Source organism: Salmonella sp. SAL04196, assembly GCF_046550835.1.
In the GTDB taxonomy this organism is placed as follows: Bacteria; Pseudomonadota; Gammaproteobacteria; order Enterobacterales; family Enterobacteriaceae; genus Salmonella; species Salmonella enterica.
The window spans coordinates 206,538-225,223 of sequence record NZ_JBGDXE010000004.1; the positions used below are offsets into that span (position 1 = coordinate 206,538).

General features: G+C 49.6%; 16 protein-coding genes, 1 tRNA gene, 1 other RNA gene and 2 pseudogenes (1 of these 20 only partly in view). 8 read left to right on the top strand and 12 right to left on the bottom strand.

The genetic code is table 11. The features are described 5' to 3' along the window. From ACLJPE_RS16055 to ACLJPE_RS16070, 4 genes are all read right to left on the bottom strand, one after another. Nucleotides 1-79: non-coding RNA, RtT sRNA (locus tag ACLJPE_RS16055), on the bottom strand (it extends 155 nt beyond the left edge of the window). A gap of 35 nt (nucleotides 80-114) precedes the next feature. Beyond that, nucleotides 115-191: transfer RNA gene (locus ACLJPE_RS16060), tRNA-Pro, on the bottom strand. Nucleotides 192-281: 90 nt separating this feature from the next. Then, nucleotides 282-1,973 (bottom strand): kdo(2)-lipid A phosphoethanolamine 7''-transferase, encoded by a 1,692-nt coding sequence (gene eptB, locus ACLJPE_RS16065; protein WP_023251479.1) that lies wholly within the window; start codon nucleotides 1,971-1,973, stop codon nucleotides 282-284. Between the two features lie 230 nt (nucleotides 1,974-2,203). Continuing rightward, nucleotides 2,204-2,908, bottom strand: coding sequence for an autotransporter outer membrane beta-barrel domain-containing protein (locus tag ACLJPE_RS16070; protein WP_023233423.1), 705 nt, complete (start codon nucleotides 2,906-2,908; stop codon nucleotides 2,204-2,206). A gap of 156 nt (nucleotides 2,909-3,064) precedes the next feature. Between ACLJPE_RS16070 and tag the strand changes: the two genes are divergently transcribed. Both tag and ACLJPE_RS16080 read left to right on the top strand, forming a co-directional pair. Next, on the top strand, nucleotides 3,065-3,646 hold the full coding sequence (gene tag, locus ACLJPE_RS16075) for a DNA-3-methyladenine glycosylase I (RefSeq protein WP_001608639.1): 582 nt from the start codon (nucleotides 3,065-3,067) through the stop codon (nucleotides 3,644-3,646). Beyond that, a complete protein-coding gene (locus tag ACLJPE_RS16080; RefSeq protein ID WP_000619902.1) occupies nucleotides 3,624-4,064 on the top strand; it encodes an N-acetyltransferase in 441 nt (146 codons plus the stop codon). The genes tag and ACLJPE_RS16080 overlap by 23 nt, the downstream gene beginning before the upstream one ends. On the opposite strand, the gene ACLJPE_RS16085 is transcribed toward ACLJPE_RS16080, so the two are convergent. After that, nucleotides 4,033-6,366 carry a molybdopterin guanine dinucleotide-containing S/N-oxide reductase gene (locus ACLJPE_RS16085; protein ID WP_023233424.1) on the bottom strand — a complete coding sequence of 778 codons (2,334 nt, stop codon included), beginning with the start codon at nucleotides 6,364-6,366 and terminating at the stop codon, nucleotides 4,033-4,035. The two genes, ACLJPE_RS16080 and ACLJPE_RS16085, sit on opposite strands and share 32 nt — an antisense overlap. 152 nt (nucleotides 6,367-6,518) lie before the next feature. Here ACLJPE_RS16085 and ACLJPE_RS16090 point away from each other — a divergent pair, with 152 nt between their 5' ends. Further along, complete coding sequence (locus ACLJPE_RS16090; RefSeq protein ID WP_000747548.1) at nucleotides 6,519-7,181, top strand: OmpA family lipoprotein; 663 nt, start codon at nucleotides 6,519-6,521, stop codon at nucleotides 7,179-7,181. Nucleotides 7,182-7,410: 229 nt separating this feature from the next. Then, nucleotides 7,411-8,385, top strand: coding sequence for a glyoxylate/hydroxypyruvate reductase GhrB (gene ghrB / locus ACLJPE_RS16095; protein WP_000804678.1), 975 nt, complete (start codon nucleotides 7,411-7,413; stop codon nucleotides 8,383-8,385). 49 nt (nucleotides 8,386-8,434) lie between these two features. On the opposite strand, the gene ACLJPE_RS16100 is transcribed toward ghrB, so the two are convergent. Continuing rightward, nucleotides 8,435-9,145, bottom strand: a complete 711-nt coding sequence (locus ACLJPE_RS16100; RefSeq protein WP_000190524.1) for a DUF3053 domain-containing protein — start codon at nucleotides 9,143-9,145, stop codon at nucleotides 8,435-8,437. A 438-nt stretch (nucleotides 9,146-9,583) separates the two neighbouring features. Here ACLJPE_RS16100 and ACLJPE_RS16105 point away from each other — a divergent pair, with 438 nt between their 5' ends. The 3 genes from ACLJPE_RS16105 (at nucleotide 9,584) to cueP (ending at nucleotide 11,086) form a co-directional block, all read left to right on the top strand. Then, nucleotides 9,584-9,874 carry an HTH-type transcriptional regulator gene (locus tag ACLJPE_RS16105; RefSeq protein WP_000455790.1) on the top strand — a complete coding sequence of 97 codons (291 nt, stop codon included), beginning with the start codon at nucleotides 9,584-9,586 and terminating at the stop codon, nucleotides 9,872-9,874. Nucleotides 9,875-10,161: 287 nt separating this feature from the next. After that, entirely contained in the window at nucleotides 10,162-10,374 is a 213-nt protein-coding gene (gene cspA / locus ACLJPE_RS16110) for an RNA chaperone/antiterminator CspA (protein ID WP_000014594.1), read from the top strand. 172 nt (nucleotides 10,375-10,546) lie between these two features. Then, nucleotides 10,547-11,086, top strand: a complete 540-nt coding sequence (cueP, locus tag ACLJPE_RS16115; protein WP_000047140.1) for a copper-binding periplasmic metallochaperone CueP — start codon at nucleotides 10,547-10,549, stop codon at nucleotides 11,084-11,086. Nucleotides 11,087-11,457: 371 nt separating this feature from the next. Here cueP and ACLJPE_RS16120 read toward each other — a convergent pair whose 3' ends face one another. Both ACLJPE_RS16120 and ACLJPE_RS16125 read right to left on the bottom strand, forming a co-directional pair. Continuing rightward, a complete protein-coding gene (locus ACLJPE_RS16120) occupies nucleotides 11,458-11,943 on the bottom strand; it encodes a GNAT family N-acetyltransferase (protein WP_000533909.1) in 486 nt (161 codons plus the stop codon). Next, a complete protein-coding gene (locus tag ACLJPE_RS16125) occupies nucleotides 11,931-12,218 on the bottom strand; it encodes a DUF1778 domain-containing protein (RefSeq protein ID WP_000965886.1) in 288 nt (95 codons plus the stop codon). Before ACLJPE_RS16125 ends, ACLJPE_RS16120 begins: the two co-directional genes overlap by 13 nt. A 632-nt stretch (nucleotides 12,219-12,850) precedes the next feature. On the opposite strand from ACLJPE_RS16125, the gene ACLJPE_RS16130 reads away from it, so the two are divergent. Beyond that, nucleotides 12,851-13,477, top strand: a complete 627-nt coding sequence (locus ACLJPE_RS16130) for a hypothetical protein (protein WP_130559547.1) — start codon at nucleotides 12,851-12,853, stop codon at nucleotides 13,475-13,477. A 70-nt stretch (nucleotides 13,478-13,547) separates the two neighbouring features. Here ACLJPE_RS16130 and ACLJPE_RS16135 read toward each other — a convergent pair whose 3' ends face one another. The 4 genes and pseudogenes from ACLJPE_RS16135 to glyS all read right to left on the bottom strand — a co-directional run bounded on the left by ACLJPE_RS16135 (nucleotide 13,548) and on the right by glyS (nucleotide 18,686). Next, nucleotides 13,548-14,540 carry an HNH endonuclease gene (locus ACLJPE_RS16135; RefSeq protein WP_001528230.1) on the bottom strand — a complete coding sequence of 331 codons (993 nt, stop codon included), beginning with the start codon at nucleotides 14,538-14,540 and terminating at the stop codon, nucleotides 13,548-13,550. A gap of 312 nt (nucleotides 14,541-14,852) precedes the next feature. Further along, a pseudogene (locus tag ACLJPE_RS16140) lies at nucleotides 14,853-15,626 on the bottom strand (IS3 family transposase); the annotation flags it as partial. A gap of 173 nt (nucleotides 15,627-15,799) precedes the next feature. Next, nucleotides 15,800-16,219: pseudogene (locus ACLJPE_RS16145) on the bottom strand (transposase); the annotation flags it as partial. A 397-nt stretch (nucleotides 16,220-16,616) separates the two neighbouring features. After that, nucleotides 16,617-18,686 (bottom strand): glycine--tRNA ligase subunit beta, encoded by a 2,070-nt coding sequence (gene glyS, locus ACLJPE_RS16150; RefSeq protein ID WP_001291744.1) that lies wholly within the window; start codon nucleotides 18,684-18,686, stop codon nucleotides 16,617-16,619.

Genomic DNA, 18,686 nt, shown 5'->3' on the forward strand with positions numbered 1-18,686 from the left:
TGACGCAACGTTCTCTCGCTGCGCTCGAGTCGAACCTCTTGCCCCCGGAGGTTCTCATCCTCGTCAGGCTTCCGATACAAAAAAACCCTGCTCATTGAGCAGGGTTTCTGAATTTGGTCGGTGATAGAGGATTCGAACCTCCGACCCCTTCGTCCCGAACGAAGTGCGCTACCAGGCTGCGCCAATCACCGAATGCGGGCGCATCTTACTGCTCAGGCGCACGCCCGTCAATCCCTTAGTCGCAAAATACAATTCAATCGGCGAGAAAGTCGGCAGACAACCTACTTCGCGGCGACTTTCTGCGCATCGGGAATATGGCACCAGTTGTTGTTCTGGTTAATGCCGCCATCCGGCGATGTATACCCCAGGCAGCCCATTATCGTATCGTATAGCTCCACATGACGACGCGGCACTTTGATCTCCGCCTGCTGCTTCAGGTGAGCGAACATCTGCGCATGTTGCGGACTGGCAAGATATTTATCCGACATCCATACCAGCATCGGAACACGGAATTGCTCCGGCGGCGCCATATTGCGCGGCGTACCGTGCAAATGTTCGCGTTCGTTAATCGACTCGCCGTGGTCAGCCGCGTAGAACACAATCGCTTTTTTATCACGTAGCTGATCGAACACACTGGTAATAAAGTGATCCACATAGGTCACGGAGTTATCGTAAGAGTTGATCATCTGCGCTTTCGTGCAGCCGCTATCGACCCCAATACATTCGGGCTTCCACTGAGCGTAGCTGCGCGGATAACGTTGCGTATAGTTAAAATGCGACCCCTTAGTATGCAAGATAATCAGATGCTTACCCTCCGGATTCTGGGCAAGCGAGTTCTGCATCTCATCAATCAACAGCATGTCATCAACCGTTTTACCACGGTTACGCGGCTCGGCGCCGATCTGCTCGCGGTAGGAGATATTATCCGCCATGGTATTGCTATAGAACCACATCTCGCTCTGCATGGCGTACAGATCGGAACTGAATCCGAGCTGTTTGAGAACGGCAAACACATTCTGCTCTTTTAAGGTACGCTGCGGGTTATTATCCGCCCCGCCTTCCCGTACAAACATACAGCGTAAAGAAAGCTTCGTCGCGGTATCGCAAGAATAGCCGCGGAACGCCGCCAGATTTTTTTCCTGCGCCAGCTTCGGCGTGGTATTACGCTCGTAGCCGAAAATCCCCATGTGATCCCAACGGGTCGTCTCACCGATAATGAAAACGACGTAGGTGTCATCCCCATCCTTCGGCGCAACATAGGTAAATTTCCTGGCCGGGTTTATTAACGAATTATTGTCCGACGACTCATCTACCTGCGCCCAGGCATACAGCCCTAACGCAGATAACCAGTTTGAAGGCAGATAGGAGTTCGCCACCACGCCGCCATAGCTGGGTAAGTCGATACCTGTCGCCCGTTCAACCTTTTTTTGCTGTATATCCAGCAGGCGGATAGGCGCCCACACCATTACGCCTGCGAGTACCACTACAGCGGCGCTGCGAAAACGCTGCCCCGGCGTACGTAGCTGGCGCAACAACGTGTAGCGACAGTGGTTACTCCAGATAAAGATGAGCGGAAGCACGCTCACGGCAATCAGCCACAATACGAAGTGCAGCCCCACCACCTCTTTCGAGAGATCGATATCGGTGGTCATAACAGACGCAATAATGCCGTAGCCAATCACCACGTTCAGGAAGGTCATGTAATAACTGGCGCCAGCGGAAAACAGCACCACCAGCGTGGCCAGCACGCGCCAGACGCGTCGGCCAAACAGTGAAAGAAGACGAAGTAAGAAGAAAGTGACCAGCACCGTGGCGCCAAGTTCGACAGCTGCGGAGAGGCCTTTCCAAATGGTAAATTCTTGCGCATAACTGCCGAAACGGCGGTAAAACACGGCGCAATTCATAAACAGACCGATATAGAGCGCAAGCAAGAAACTAAGTTTCTGTTGCGTCATCGATTTAATGTATCTCATGCAAACAAACCCTGGGAATCGGGATAAAAACGACCTGTACAACGATTCTTTAATCAAACAGGTAAATATGCGGCTAACGCAGATGTGAGAAAGTCTACCAGCGCGGCTAAGTAGACCACAGGAAGCGCAAAAAGTGTCTATAGAGAATGTGATTGACCTATATATTTTTGTAAATATATAGACAGGGTATTAGATGAACTTCTAATAAGTCCAGGCGGTGGTTTATCTCGTTAAAAGCGAGCGCTCACCCCCAGGGTATACAAATAATCGCTATCCGTAGCGCTGTTTTCCGCCTGGGAAAACGCCGCATACGCCGCCATGTGCGGGTTAAGTAACACGTCCGCGCCTACGGTGACATCCAGCCAGTTTCCCGCCTGATTTCCTGCGGTCATACGACTCAATCCGGACTGCGCTTTCCAGATATTTTCCCCAAACTGTTGGTTATAGCTAATTTGCGCCCAGGGACGGACATCGCCGAACTGCGAGTTTACCCGCCAGCCTAACTTACTGACGCTGGCGTGCCATAACGGATCGGTAAGCGCTAATGTCGTCGCGCTATCGCCATATTCGTTATACATTGATGACGTCGAACCGTCGTAATGCAGCGCCGCGACCGGCCCAGTGGTCACGCGTCGGGAAAGCGGAAAATTCCAGCCCATACTGATACCGCTGGTCGCATCAAGCGGGGTTTCATCCGCCAGGCTAAGCACCGGACCCACCGTATTTTGCGTAGACTGAATACGTTCGGCCAGTATGTCGTTGTAATTCGGTTGGTGATCGCTGTCCCAGGTATAGCGTTCCGTCGTATGCCCCGGAGCCGCTTCAGCGATATATTCTTGTTGCCAGGCATACGTGGTATTGATAAAAAACGAGCAGGCCATAAGGCCCGCCAGACAACGCAATGTCCGGCGACCACGGCGTTTTCTTACAATCATCAACGCGACTCCAGAGTAGAGCCGAATTCGGCGATATTATTGTCATTGAATGAAGGATGTCGGGCATCAGCCCTGTATTAACTATTGTCCTTTTAGCGGGCCCGTCAAGGCGGGTTGAAGGAAATTTTCGCGGTAACCACAATAACGAGGAAGTCTATGCAGCGTTGCGACTGGGTCAGCCAGGACCCCCTTTATATTGCCTATCATGATAACGAGTGGGGCGTGCCGGAAACCGATAGCAGAAAGCTGTTTGAAATGATCTGTCTTGAAGGTCAACAGGCCGGTTTATCCTGGATCACCGTGCTTAAAAAGAGAGAGAACTACCGCGCCTGTTTTCATCAATTTGACCCGGTACACATCGCAGCTATGCAGGAGGAGGATGTTGAACGCCTGCTGCAGAACACGGGCATCATACGACATCGCGGTAAAATTCAGGCCATTATCAGTAACGCCCGCGCCTGGCTTGCGATGGAGCAAAACGGCGAGTCTTTCGCCGATTTTGTCTGGTCATTCGTTGATGGCCAGCCGCAGATCACCCAGGCGGCCAGCCTGGATGAGATCCCTACCTCAACACCTGCGTCCGATGCGCTTGCTAAGGCATTGAAAAAACGCGGCTTCAAGTTTGTCGGTACGACTATCTGTTACTCCTTTATGCAGGCGTGCGGACTGGTCAACGACCATATTACCGGCTGTTTTTGCCATCCGGGAGAAAAACATGATTCGCAAATCCCAGAGTGAAGACATGGCGTCTATTCTGGCGCTGTGGATGAAAAGTACCATTTATGCCCATCCCTTTATCGAAGAACGTTACTGGCACGAGAGCGAAGCAATTGTACGCGACGTCTATTTACCCGCCGCGCAAACCTGGGTATGGGAGGAAAATGGACAACTGAAAGGCTTCGTCAGCGTACTGGAAGCCCGTTTTGTCGGGGCGCTGTTTGTCGCCCCCGACGCGTTAAGACACGGCATTGGCAAAGCGCTTCTGGAATATGTCCAGCAACGTTTTCCTCTGCTGAGCCTTGAGGTTTACCAGAAAAATCAATCCGCCGTAAACTTCTACCATGCGCTTGGTTTTCGTATTGAAGATAGCGCCTGGCAGGAGGATACCGCCCACCCCACCTGGATTATGAGTTGGCAGGCGGATCAAACGCCGTAAGCGGTAGCGCCGGGCCGGTATATTTCTCAAACCAGACCAGCGCGGTGTTGCCCGCACAACCGTTCCCCAGCCGGGAACTGGGAAGATCTTTTGTCAGGACGTTTACCGCGCCGTTTTTGCATATGCCGCCTGCGGTAGGTTCAGGGTCCGGCCATGCGCCTTCGTGAATACAGATCACGCCAGGCCGAATTCCGTCGGTAACGACCGCGCCCGCCAGAACCTGCCCGCGATGATTCCAGACGCGTACCGTATCGCCATCGACGATTCCACGCGTTGTCGCATCCTGCGGATGAATCGTCACCGGTTCGCGTCCGGCTACCGCATACCGCTCCCGTAACGAACTGTAGTTAAGCTGGCTATGCAGACGGTGCGCCGGATGCGCGGAAAGTAGCTGAACCTGCCCCGCATCAGCGTTCCCGTGCCACTCATCCGGCACCAGCCACATCGGATGGCCGGGACAATCCGCGTAACCATAGCTGGCAATGCGCGCAGAATAGATTTCGATTTTGCCGCTGGCCGTTTTTAGCGGATGGTTATCAGGATCGCGGCGAAAATCCGCGAAGCGCACAAACTGCGCGTTGGCGGGATTTTCCGGCATCTCCAGTAAACGGTTAGCCTGCCAGAATGCGGTAAACGGCGGCAGCGTCACCCCCTGGCTGGCGCCACGCTGGGCGGCAATATTGTAGAAAGTCTCCAGCCACGCCAGCTCACTTTTTCCTTCGGTGAACCGAGCGTAACCGCCGGCTTCCCACCGTTCGCTCAGTTCAGCAAAAACGTCAAAATCATTCCGCGCCTCCCACCGGGGCGACACGACCTGCTTCATCGGCGCCAAATGCTGATTGCTATAGTCGCCGGTCATGGTTAAATCGTTACGCTCATAGCTGGTGGTCGCAGGCAGAACAATATCCGCGTGTTTCGCGGCGGCCGTCCAGAAACATTCTGAGATAACGACCAGTTCCGGTTTTTGCCACGCGCGAATCAGACGGTTGGTATCCTGATGATGGGTAAAGTTCGCGCCGCCCGCCCACCAGATAAAACGAATATCCGGGAAGCGGCGATCCATCCCATTGTGTTGGTAAAACCCACCGGGGTTTTCCAGCGCCTCGACAATACGCGCCACCGGTATTTTATCTACCGCATCGACCCCGCCAGGGAGGCTTCCCTGCATCGAGGCTAACACGGCGGCGCGGCGCGTCGGGTTTCCGCCGTTAGCAAAATGATAAGAAAAACCAAACCCGCCGCCAGGCGTACCAATTTGCCCCAGCATTGCGGCCAGCGTGACGATCATCCAGTGCTTTTGCTCGCCGAACTGCTGACGCTGCATTCCCCAACCGGCCATCAACATGGTGGTGTTATGATGAAATATTTCCGCCAGTTCGCGGATTTTCACCGCAGAAACGCCGCAAATTTCCGCCGCCCATTCCGCTGTTTTGGCCGTACCGTCGGTCGTGCCCAAAAGATAGTCGGCGAAGCGGTCATAACCCGTTGTGCAGCGGGCAAGGAACGCTTCATCCTGCCAACCGTTTTCCACCAGCGTATGGGCGATTCCCAACATTAACGCCACATCGGTGCCCATATGTGGGGCGATCCACTCCATCTTATCGCCAAAAAAGTCGACGCTTTCCGATCGCATCGGATCGATGCAGATCAGGCGTTTGCCGCTTTGTCGCAACGCCGCAAAATAGTCGAGCCCCTGTTCATCCGAGGCGTTCCAGGCAATTTTCAGAGTATTCAGCGGGTTCGCGCTCCAGAGCACCACCACCTCGCTGTGTTCCAGCACCACCGGCCAGCTAGTCTGCTGCTGGTAAACCTCGTTGCCACCCACTACATAAGGCATGATAGCCTGCGCCGCGCCGGTGGAATAATCGCCAAGATGGCCGGTATACCCTCCCGCCAGCGCCATGTAACGCTGCAATAGCGTAGCCGCTTTATGCAATACGCCGTTCGAACGCCAACCGTAGGAGCCAGCGAAGATGGACGATGGTCCATAACTTTCGCGAATACGTTTGTGCTGAGCGTGGATCAGATCCAGCGCGTCATCCCAACTTATGCGAACAAACTCATCCTGCCCGCGTATGCCTTGCGGCTTATCGGGAGAAGCCAGGAACCCTTTACGCACCATCGGGAAGCGAACCCGCGTTTTACTGTGAACCTGGTCATGCACAACGGTTTGCAGGGAGTTTTGGTGTGCCGTCGGGAGTTCGCCATACGAGGCAAAAATGCGTTCTCCGTCGGTTTCAACGCGGACTGGCCCCCAGTGTGCGGCGGTCAATACCGAATGACGCGATGGTACGTGGGTCAAGGTTCGCTCCTGAATTATTGGGATTATTTATTTTGCCGATCAATGTTACTTACAAATTTCAGAGTTTTCCCTGGAATTTTCTTCATGTGCAGACGTCATAATCAACCGCCACGGTCGCTGTGGTAAAAATAAAAAAGTGATAAGGATTTAAGATGAAAAAACGTGTATTTGTGATTGCTGCCATCGTGAGCGGCGCCCTGGCAGTATCTGGCTGCACAACAAACCCTTACACCGGCGAACGCGAAGCAGGTAAATCCGGCATTGGCGCGGGTATTGGATCGCTGGTCGGCGCAGGCATCGGCGCGCTCTCCTCCTCCAAAAAAGATCGCGGTAAAGGCGCGCTGATTGGCGCGGCGGCTGGCGCGGCGCTGGGCGGCGGCGTGGGTTACTACATGGACGTACAAGAAGCGAAACTGCGTGACAAAATGCGGGGCACAGGCGTTAGCGTGACGCGAAGCGGCGATAATATCATTCTGAATATGCCGAATAATGTCACCTTCGACAGCAGCAGCGCGACGCTGAAACCAGCAGGCGCTAACACGCTGACCGGCGTGGCGATGGTGCTGAAAGAGTATCCCAAGACCGCCGTCAATGTGGTGGGCTACACCGACAGTACCGGTAGCCACGATCTGAATATGCGTCTGTCGCAGCAGCGTGCTGACTCCGTCGCCAGCTCGCTGATCACCCAGGGCGTCGACGCCAGCCGTATCCGTACCAGCGGAATGGGTCCGGCGAACCCGATCGCCAGCAACAGTACGGCAGAAGGTAAGGCGCAAAACCGCCGCGTCGAAATTACCTTGAGTCCATTGCAGTAAACTACCGTACCGGGTAAAGCGGTATGCTTTACCCGGCCTGCATTACTCCCTCGCCATTCCCTCGCCAAACCGGATACATCGCGCATCATTCGGTATTCATTCATCATTTACCACGACACGGCTGCCGACAGCGGGGAAATTGGCTGGTCGATGATGGCTAAACGGGTTAATAATAAGCCTGTTCCGGTTGGCGCATGCCGCGCTTACCTTTTGATTTACGGAGAGTCGCATGAAGCCGTCCATCATTCTCTACAAAACCCTGCCTGATGATTTGCTGCATCGCCTGGAGGCGCATTTTACCGTCACCCAGGTACCGAACCTGCATCCGGAAACGGTAGCGCGACACGCGCAGGCATTTGCCAGCGCGCAAGGCCTTCTGGGCGCCAGCGAAACCGTTAACCGCGCGCTGCTGGAAAAAATGCCGGCGCTACGCGCGGCGTCGACCATCTCGGTGGGATACGATAATGTCGAGGTGGACGCCCTTACTGCCCGCAAAATAGTCCTGATGCACACGCCTGCCGTTTTGACGGAAACCGTTGCCGATACGGTGATGGCGTTGATGCTGGCCACTGCCCGCCGCGTGGTGGACGTCGCAGAACGGGTTAAAGCGGGTGAATGGACGGAAAGCATTGGCCCGGCATGGTTTGGCGTCGATGTGCATCACAAAACACTCGGTATCGTTGGGATGGGGCGTATCGGGATGGCGCTGGCGCAGCGAGCGCACTTTGGGTTTACCATGCCGGTTCTCTATCACGCCCGTCGGCGGCATCAGGAGGCGGAAGACCGGTTTAACGCCCGCTACTGCGATCTGGATACGTTGTTGCAGGAGGCTGATTTTGTCTGCGTGATCCTGCCGCTAACGGCAGAAACGCGACATCTGTTTGGCGCAACACAGTTTGCCAGAATGAAATCGTCCGCCATTTTTATTAATGCCGGACGCGGCCCGGTGGTCGATGAAAACGCGCTGATTGCCGCGCTGCAAAACGGTGAAATATATGCGGCAGGTCTGGATGTTTTTGAACAGGAACCGCTATCCGTGGATTCGCCCTTGCTGAACATGTCTAATGTCGTCGCGGTACCGCATATTGGCTCGGCAACGCATGAGACGCGCTATAACATGATGGCCTGTGCGGTGGATAATTTGATTGATGCGCTGCAGGGAAAAATAGAGAAGAACTGCGTCAATCCGCAGGCGGCGGGATAACGCTACAGGCCCGATAAGCGCTGGCTTGCGCTTATCGGGCAGACTGTCATTACTGGGTCGCGTTTACCGCCGCCGTCCAGGCCTGATTAAACGCCTGATGCTGCGAGGCCAACGGCCCAATCAGCGCATTATATTGGCTGGCCTGCTGTGAGGTCGGGAACTGAATGCCGTTCGCGACAAAGCTCACCTGCTCGCCCTGTTGCGCAATATAATCGCCCACTTGTACCAACTGCTGCGTAAAGATCTGCGCCGCCGGGATCAGCGGCTGCAAAGCATCTGCCGGCACGGTGACTACTTTTTTGTAGACCTGATCAAACACAGGTTTCAGGTCATCGGCCTGCTTTAACGCGCCATGCGCGGCATCAGCCTGCAGTTTTGCATTCTGCAACTGTTGCGCCAGCACGCCTAACGAACCATTTGCCTGCCGCAGCGGCTCACGTTGCGTCATATAATCCTGCGGAACGCGGATGGCGTTAACGCTATCGACCACCGGGCGCAGACCGGAATCCATCGCCTGGTTTACCTGCTGCGAGTAGCCATACAGTATCGCGTAATCAGACACGAACGGACCAAACTGTTTTTTCTGATCGGCCGTCAGCGTTGGTAAACGCTCTCCGCTACGCATTGCTGTATTCTGCAGGAAATCGACAAACGCTTTGCGCTGATCGCCTTCTTTATCAAAACACCCGCTCAGGCTAAACACCATTAATAACGCCACAACAGGCGCAAACCAGCGAGAGCAGGACTTACCTGTCGCCATTGTTAATACTCCTTTCACCCAAAAATGCGCACAACGACACCTGCGTGCCTGACGGCTTACAAGGATAGTCCAGGTCAGGCTTGCAGGATACCCTTTCCACGCGATCTTGTAGCGGAAAATTATGTTTATCTGCATCAATGCTTAATTTGTTATTTTATTGTTAATTTTTGACCTGACACTGCGATAAAAAACGCGGCAAGAGAGCTTTCCAGCGGGGAATGTAATATTTTTTTAATCTTTACAATTATTTTCTGAAAGACGGATATACCTTCCTGGATCAAATTGTTAGCGTCCTAAAAGTCGCGTAGCGTAAGGCATCGAAACGAATCGATAGCGCTTCCTGGCGGCGCGTCGCCCCCCACCCGCAAGTTTCCCGACTATTCTTAAGAGGCTTCGATGCACTTCACGATCCCGCTGTGTGATTTACAGGAGTTCTCAATGGAATATAAAGATCCGATGTTTGAGCTGCTGAGCAGCCTGGAACAAATTGTTTTTAAAGATGAAACGCGAAAGATCACCCTGACGCAAAAACCCAATCCTTTTACCGAATTTGAACAGTTACGGAGAGGGACGGGACTAAAAACAGATGAATTCGCCAGAGCGCTGGGCGTAACGGTTGCCATGGTTCAGGAATGGGAATCGAAACGCGAAAAACCCACGCCAGCAGAGCTCAAATTGATGCGCCTGATACAGGCGAACCCACGCTTAAGTAAGCAATTGATGGAGTAATTTTTACCCCTCTCTGTTTTAACGGTCCTGCGTAAGGACCGTTTTCCCCGCCCGATTCCTGACCTGGAGAAATAAAGTAAAATAAAAGTTGCATCGCCCGGCATTACATGAGTTAATGTGCTCAACGGTTTGACGTACAGACCATTAAAGCAGTTTAGTAAGGCAAGTCCCTTCAAGAGTTATCCATTAGATACCCCTCGTAGTGCGCATTTCCTTAACGCTTAAAAAATCTGTAAAGCACGCCATAACGCCGAAAGGCACACTTATTTTTTAAAAGGTAATACACTATGTCCGGTAAAATGACTGGTATCGTAAAATGGTTCAACGCTGATAAAGGCTTCGGCTTTATTACTCCTGATGACGGTTCTAAAGACGTGTTTGTACACTTCTCCGCTATTCAGAACGATGGTTACAAATCTCTGGACGAAGGTCAGAAAGTTTCCTTCACCATCGAAAGCGGCGCTAAAGGCCCGGCAGCTGGTAACGTAACCAGCCTGTAAGCTTAAAAAGCTCAGAATTTTGAATCCCTGCCTGATGGCGGGGATTTTTTTTATTCCAATTCCCCCTCTCCCCCAGCATAACTTTGCATTACTTTACCCTGCGTTCCTTTGACCTTTCCCTTAGGGGAACCCCTATAGTAGGCAGGGAGATTGTTCACAAGGAATTGAAGTTATGTCGAAATCATCATGGTTATTACTTTTGGGTTTATGCGCCAGCGGCTCCGCGCTTGCGGCATCCGCAGAATCCGCTTTTCTGGCGCAACATGGGCTGGCGGGAAAAACGGTTGAGCAGATCGTGGATACGATTGATCAGACGCCGCAGAGCCGTCCTTTGCCTTACTCCGCGTCGATTACCAGTACCGAGCTCAAATTATCTGACGGAGAGCAGATTTATACGCTACCGTTAGGCGACAAATTCTATCTCTCTTTTGCGCCCTATGAATGGCGGACACACCCCTGTTTTAACCACAGCCTTTCCGGCTGTCAGGGAGAAATGCCGAATAAACCGTTCACTGTAAAAGTGACAGACAGTAAAGGCGCTGTCATCGTACAAAAAGAGATGCAAAGCTATCGAAACGGATTTATCGGTGTTTGGCTACCGCGCAATATGGAAGGGACGCTGGAAGTAAGCTACAACGGTAAAACGGCGTCACATGCCATTGCCACCAGAGATGACAGCCAGACCTGTCTGACGGAATTACCATTACGTTAAAAAAATGCCCGATAACATAATGGGTTATCGGGCCTACAAAGCGCCAACAAGATAAAATTAACAGGGTGCCTTGAGAATGCATAACGCCACAAGAATGGCAGAGGTGGGCTCACTTTGTACTGACCCCAAAAACCTGGACAGATTAACCGAGGCATCAGAGAAAGAGTCCATTTAATACATGGGCTCTTTTTTGTTTCTGGCTATAACTAAATAACATTGTCCGCAATCGGAATATCCATTCCGTTGCTTTCTTGCATCACGCGGATTCCTGTCTCATCAATATTTTGTTCGTCGTATTCTTCCTGAATTTAACCTTAGACGTTCTATCAAATTATCGCTTATAGCGATTTGAACGTAACAGTCTTTGCATTCTATTGAGGGAGCCTAAGGAACAAAGTTCGCTGCTGAGTTTGTGATGATTTGAAACCATGGTGAATGTAGAAATTTTTGGCTTCTTCGGTAAGTGCATGAACCATGATTGCACGTACACCAATATTCTCGGCAACCCGATAGCAACGAAGCACTGCATCATGAAGTAAATCAGCACCAAGCCCTTTTCCATGGAATGAGAGATCGACAGCAAGACGGGCAAGTATAATGACAGGGATGGGATCTGGCATGTTACGCCGAAGGTTGCCTGTCGCTTCTGTATGGTTGACGCTACCGGTGGCCAGAGAGTAAAAACCGGCTACTTGCTTCGTGTCTTTCTTGCACACCACAAATGTTCTGGCCGCTCCGAGAGCCTGGTTTTTGAGGCCCTTTTGCTTCAACCAGTCATCGAGCACAGCTTCACCGCTGACGAACTCAGCTACCTGATGAAAAGCGGACAAAGGTTCTGGTGCTGTTACACGTCCCACTGAGGTTTCCTTGCCAGCAGTTTTTCGATAACGGGATCATCTGCGACCGGTGCATCAAGCAGATTGATGAACTCCTCATATTGCTCATCGTTAAAGTTAAATACACGGCGGTCAAGGATCACTTTCTCGGCAGCCTGGCAGGCCGTTTCCAGAATGAAATCTGTACGTGACTTGTGAAGGATTTCCGCAGCTGCATCAATGAGCGCCCGCTGCGATTCCTTAGCTCTAAGGTTAAGTTGAACATCTGATTTCATGAGACACCCCTTGTATAGCATTTGCTTTACAATGATAGCACAACCACCATGTATAGCAAACGATATACATCAAGTCGTCGTTTTTCATTTTTTGAATACTGATGTCCGCTTTGTGCCAGCAGCGGACGCTGAATGAGCAGTCTATGTTAATCAACGGGGAGCTGGTTAGGCCAAATTCAGTCTACCACAACAGATGGTGGAGTTGGCGTTTCTGAACGGAGTACTACTAAGCCCACCACGCATGACCGGGGATGGGTATTATGAAGCGATGATTGCATATCCGGATCAGAATCGGGTTGGGTTGATGGAGGATCTCTTGAAAACCTCATGCCGATCCTAGTATCGGGTAGTTTAAGCTCCCCTAGATTGATCAGAATATTTAAAATTTAGTCAGATAAATTAACAAAGCCCAACAAGCATAAGGTAGCTACTAAGTCACAGCAGGACATAACGTCAAATTTACATGGGCTCGATTTTCTGAGGTTTTGCCAGCGCGTTACTAATCTGGCGGAGCCGGAGAGACGAATTAGTCAAAGGCATTCTCCTGGTTGCCACAGAAGCCCACGGGATGCAACACTTTAAGTATATGTTATTGATTGTCTTAGAGTTCAAATGATATATTCTATTTAATTTAACATTTGAGAATTGTTGACATGGAACCTACTGATAAAAATAGTAGCGGGTGGAACCCCAAATACGTTACTGGTCTTTTTTTAACTACCATAGGTGGTCTTTGGACTTTTTTTGACTATACCTATTCCGAAACTATAAATGATTTAAATAATCAAATTTCAGCATATGAAAAATCAAATGAATGGAAGCTACCTGAGACTTTATTAAAAATAAATAAATCAGTTGAATCTCTTAATTTAAGAATAGACGAAAGAAACAGGTTGAATTATTTAGAGTTAGAAAATGATAAGTTAAAACTCGAAAACAAAGATATCAGATCCAAGATGATGAAAACAGAAGCCGCTTTAAACTCTGCCAATGAATACTTACAAACGGTTGTATCAAAACATGATGATTTTATATTAAAAAGAGGCAAATCTTATGCATTAACAGAAAATAATTTATATATATCCGCGCAAAATGTTTATAGCACTACCGTAGAGGGGCAATTCGATAATGAACCTTACACTCTCGAACTGGGAAAATCCAAAGATTTTAGTGTTGGCAATTTAACATGTAAAGTGGTTTTAACAAGTATTGCCTATATGGATAACGAGGCCTCATTTTCCAAAAGCTGTTATGACAAATCAAAACAGCCAAAATTCTAATGTGGGATTTGGTTCTAACACAATCAAGTCAGTATATTTTAAATATATACTGACTCAAAGGCATTGGGGTTTATTTTCCTTTGCATCGTCCAAAAACATTTTTACGATGCCAATCTAGATATTGGAAAGTGCCTAGGGGTATCATCACTTTTTTGCGTAAGTCGATTCCCAAAAGACGAAGCGTGAATTCATTTTTTAACTCATCGCATAAAATTAACTCACCACTATTTTCAAAGCTCAAGAAACCTTTATCAAATAAAATATCCACATTTGAAGAAAGTAAAAAACCATTAAAAGGGTCAAGACGTTCTTTATTATTTGATACTCTCCAGGGCTTGATGTGGCTTGCTCTAAGCATAAATTCATACGGAATACCAGTAACGATGCATTTCCCATATAGTTTAATTAATTCTTTTCTGTACTTTCCTTGACCTTTACGTGCGGCTATAAGCTGTTCGCGTTCTGTTACCGAGAGTGAATCGTCATTTCCAATCATTTCAATATCATTGATTAGAAAATCAATATCTTCAAATTCATTGCCATCACTAGATTTATTCTTTTTAACGATGTTAAAACCAAGTGCTTCTAATATATGAAAACAAGGTGAATTGACTCCTCCGCTAAACTCATCAGCAAACAAAGGTCTATTAATCAATGCAATAGCTGAAATACCAAAAATGACTTTAGGTGGATATCTAACTCCATCATATTCCAGGTCATAGGTTGTAGAGTTTTGGTATTTATAATCAGAATATATCAACTCACCAAACTTATCTAGTGTGTCTAAAATGTTCTCTCTAGAGAGAGAAGACATCAAAGCATTTAAGTTTGAAACTCTATGGCTTACCGATTTCGTATCTCTGTATCCTATAGATTTTTCTAATTCAACTATACTGTTATTTTTATAATATACTCCTGCCCTTGAAAGTAAATACCATGCAATTACCTTGCTAATTACTGAGCAATAGCCTTGATGTACGGTGCCTAAATAAGTGATTGGCGAATACTTCTCTGCTCTTTTTTCTAATAGATATTCACTGTGATTACTAATCTCTATTGGCATTTCCAACTAATAAGATTTAATCTTCACCTTCCAGATCTCACCTGTTTTGTCAGTTTCTGACATAGACGAAGCGAGCGCAAATCCTACATGATTTATTACCCCACGGCTACAGAAAAAAATGAGGTCGCCTTTCTTAATGGTTTTAACCATTTCTCTATAATGGTTGTATTTTTTTGCGGGCCTTGCGCTGATCCAACCATTCTCAAGTTCTTTTTTTTGTGACCATGGGCTTTGCGTAATCCAGAAGTAATTCATGTGAAATATTCACACCTCATATTAAACGGACTGATTTATAAGATATTAACTTCCTAACTAAGCCAATGCAAACCACATTAGGTGAAAGCTCACCTCTTTTTCCCTACACACTTTTTCGACTTCCGTTTTTTCAACCATCAGACCGTATTCCTCCGATATCAGATTCTTAAGGGATTATTGAGGTAGCTCGCTGTTGTATCTGTCAGCTGATGCTCTGTGACGTCCCGTACCTCGTTCAGTGTTTTGAACAGATAAAAAACCAGGATGTCTATCCGATACAGTACCCGGATGATACATTGAGCCGGGATATACAGATCGATTCCTATCACCTGCATCCCATGATGAAAACCATCTACCAAATTGAAGATCCGGAAGCGTCTGTCGTAGACAAACGCATCCTGCATAAAGTCGTTATTTCAGAACTGATTCAGCAATTCCGGTTTTATCAACAGAGTCGGATTACGCACCGGCAGACCTCGCTTTCCTTTACGATGAAAATTTGGCTTCAGCAGGCAATAAATCCGGTGTACACGCTTAAGATTCAAGCAGCAGCCCTATCTTCGGAGTTCCTGAAATAGCTTCTTAAAACTGTATGGCGGATAGTATTCTATTATTTCGGTCAACGCTCAGATCACCAGTTCATCTCGGCGTATTTCGGCTTGGAGAAAATATACCGTCCTGCTCAGCGATAATGACCTCCATGCTTGGCGTAAGTACATGGCAAATTGCACTGTCAGATAGTTGACGCTCTAGAATTTTATCAATGATTTTAAAGTTTTTTTCTACGAAATCTTTTAACTCGTAACTTTCCAGACCTAGGTCGGCAAATATCTATTTAAGCCACCGGACCTGCTCGCCGTTGATTAACATACAGCATTGTTAGCAATGCGACTATTTGGCTGCGAGATCAACTGTGAACTTCCGCTATTCGCTCATAGCAGACATTTGCGTGAGCGTATCCACCGACGTTCAGGTTTCCTGATAGCATCCCTGTACAGACCTTGTTAATTTCTGCCTTGATAGCTCTTTAGGCGGTATTCAACCGGGCTGAGTCCGTTAAATCTAAGGCTAATTCGTCGGGTATTGTAGTATCGTATGTAATCCTCAATAGCTATCTTAAGTTCATCAATATCCTTAAATTTACTGGTGTAAAAACTTTCTGATTTTAAAGTCCCGAAAAAACATTCTGCACAGGCATTATCAAGGCAGTTGCCTTTGCGGGACATACTTTGGATGATGCCAAACTCTCGTAACTGATACTGGTACCATCAATGACGGTATTGCCAGCCCTGATCTGAATGAAGAACCGGATTGGTACCCGCATCAGGTCTGGCAAATGCCTTCATGAGTATGTCATCGATCATCGGCATGGTTGGACATTCTGAAATACTGCAGGAGATCACTTCGTTATTGAAGAGATCAATATGGGCGCAGTGCACTTTTGATTTATATACCCTTCATACTTCAAGTTGCTTATGTGTTGGCTACGCTCGCTCACCCCAGTCACATAGTTATCTATGCTCCTGGGGACTCACTCCCTTGCCGCCTTTAAGCAACTCGAATTATTTTGGGTATAGTCAGGTGGGGATTTTCTCTGTCTGCCTTTTGGTGAATACCTGAGACAAACAGTCTCAAGCACCCGTAGCTATTCTAACGCCAATATCCGTACCGCCAGCGTTAATGTATTCCTGAAATATTTTTTGCCAATCAATAGAAATAACCGCGTCTATGAGTTACAGAATTATTAGCGAATCGACTGATACTATTTATATTATAAAAAAACCTGCCCGAAAGCAGGTTTTTGTTTAATTAACTGAACGCTTATTGCAGTAACGAAATATCCGCAACCTGCAGGAACAGTTCGCGTAGTTTCGACAACAGCGTCAGGCGGTTGATACGGATATCTTTCTCTTCCGCGTTAACCATGACATTTTCGAAGAATTCATCCACCGGCGCGCGCAGAGCAGCCAGCTCAATCAACGCTTCCTGATAACGACCATCGGCAAAGTACGGCTGAAGCTTATCACGCAGCACAACCAGATGTCTGGCCAACTCAATTTCCGCCGCTTCTTTCAGTACGGAGGCGTGGACGATATCGTTCAGCGGCTCAGTGGCTTTCGCCAGGATGTTGGAGACGCGCTTGTTCGCCGCCGCCAGCGCAGAGGCTTCTTCCAGGGTGCGGAAGTGCGATACCGCTTTCATACGAGCATCGAAATCTGCCGGACGGGTCGGACGACGCGCCAGTACCGCCTGGATGGTGTCGACGGTGTAACCTTCGTCCTGATACCAGGCGCGGAAGCGACCCAGCATAAAATCGATCACATCATCGACTACGTTAGCATTGGTCAGCTTGTCGCCATACAGACGCGCCGCTTCTTCGGTCAGCGTTTGCAGATCAAGAGCGAGGTTCTTCTCAACGATGATGCGCAGCACGCCCAGCGCGGCACGACGCAGCGCAAACGGGTCTTTGTCGCCTTTCGGATGCTGACCGATACCGAAGATACCCGCCAGAGTGTCCATCTTATCGGCGATCGCCAACGCACAGGCCACCGGGTTAGACGGCAGGTCATCACCGGCAAAGCGCGGCTGATACTGCTCGTTAAGCGCCACAGCGACATCTTCCGCTTCACCATCGTGACGCGCGTAGTGCATCCCCATCACACCCTGGGTGTCGGTGAACTCGAAGACCATGTTGGTCATCAGGTCGCACTTGGAGAGCAGGCCCGCACGAGTGGCGTGGTTAACGTCAGCGCCAATCTGACCGGCAATCCAGCCCGCCAGCGCCTGAATACGGTCGGTCTTGTCGCGCAGCGTGCCCAGCTGTTGCTGGAACAGCACGGTTTGCAGACGCGGCAGATGATCTTCCAGACGTTTTTTACGGTCGGTATTGAAGAAGAATTCAGCATCCGCCAGACGCGGACGCACCACTTTCTCGTTACCGGAGATAATCTGGGTCGGATCTTTCGATTCGATATTCGCGACGAAGATAAAGTTCGGCAGCAGCTTGCCCGCGTTGTCATAAACCGGGAAATACTTCTGGTCGCCCTTCATGGTGTACACCAGCGCTTCGGCAGGCACGGCGAGGAATTTCTCTTCGAATTTCGCCGTCAATACCACCGGCCATTCCACCAGCGAGGCGACTTCTTCCAGCAGGCTTTCGCTCAGGTCGGCATTACCGCCAATCTTGCGTGCTGCTTCTTCAGCGTCCGCTTTGATTTTGGCTTTACGCGCTTCGTAGTCCGCAATGACTTTACCGCGCTCCAGCAGAATTTGCGGGTACTGGTCAGCATTGTCGATAGTGAACTCAGGCTGACCCATAAAGCGATGGCCGCGAATGACGCGGTCAGACTGAATACCCAGAATAGTCGCCGGAATCACTTTATCGCCCAGCAGCAGAGTCACAGTGTGTACCGGACGCACGAAGTGGACGTCAGACGCGCCCCAGCGCATCAGTTTCGGGATCGGTAGTTTCGCCAGCGAGGTGGCTACCATGTTTGGCACCAGCGCTTCGGTACTTTCGCCCTTCACGTGGGCGCGATACAGCAGCCATTCGCCTTTGTCGGTCTTCAGACGCTCGGCCTGATCAACGGTGATCCCGCAGCCGCGCGCCCAGCCTTCTGCCGCTTTGCTCGGTTTGCCTTCGGCGTCGAACGCCTGGGCAATCGCCGGACCACGTTTTTCGACTTCGCGATCGGGCTGAGATTCAGCAAGATTCGCCACTTTCAGCGCCAGACGGCGCGGGGCGGCAAACCATTCAACGTTACCGTGCGCGAGGCCGGCGTTATCCAGCTCCGCAGTGAAGTTCGCAGCAAAGGACTCAGCCAAACTGCGCAGTGCTTTTGGTGGCAGCTCTTCAGTGCCGATTTCCACCAGAAAAGTTTTCTCAGACAT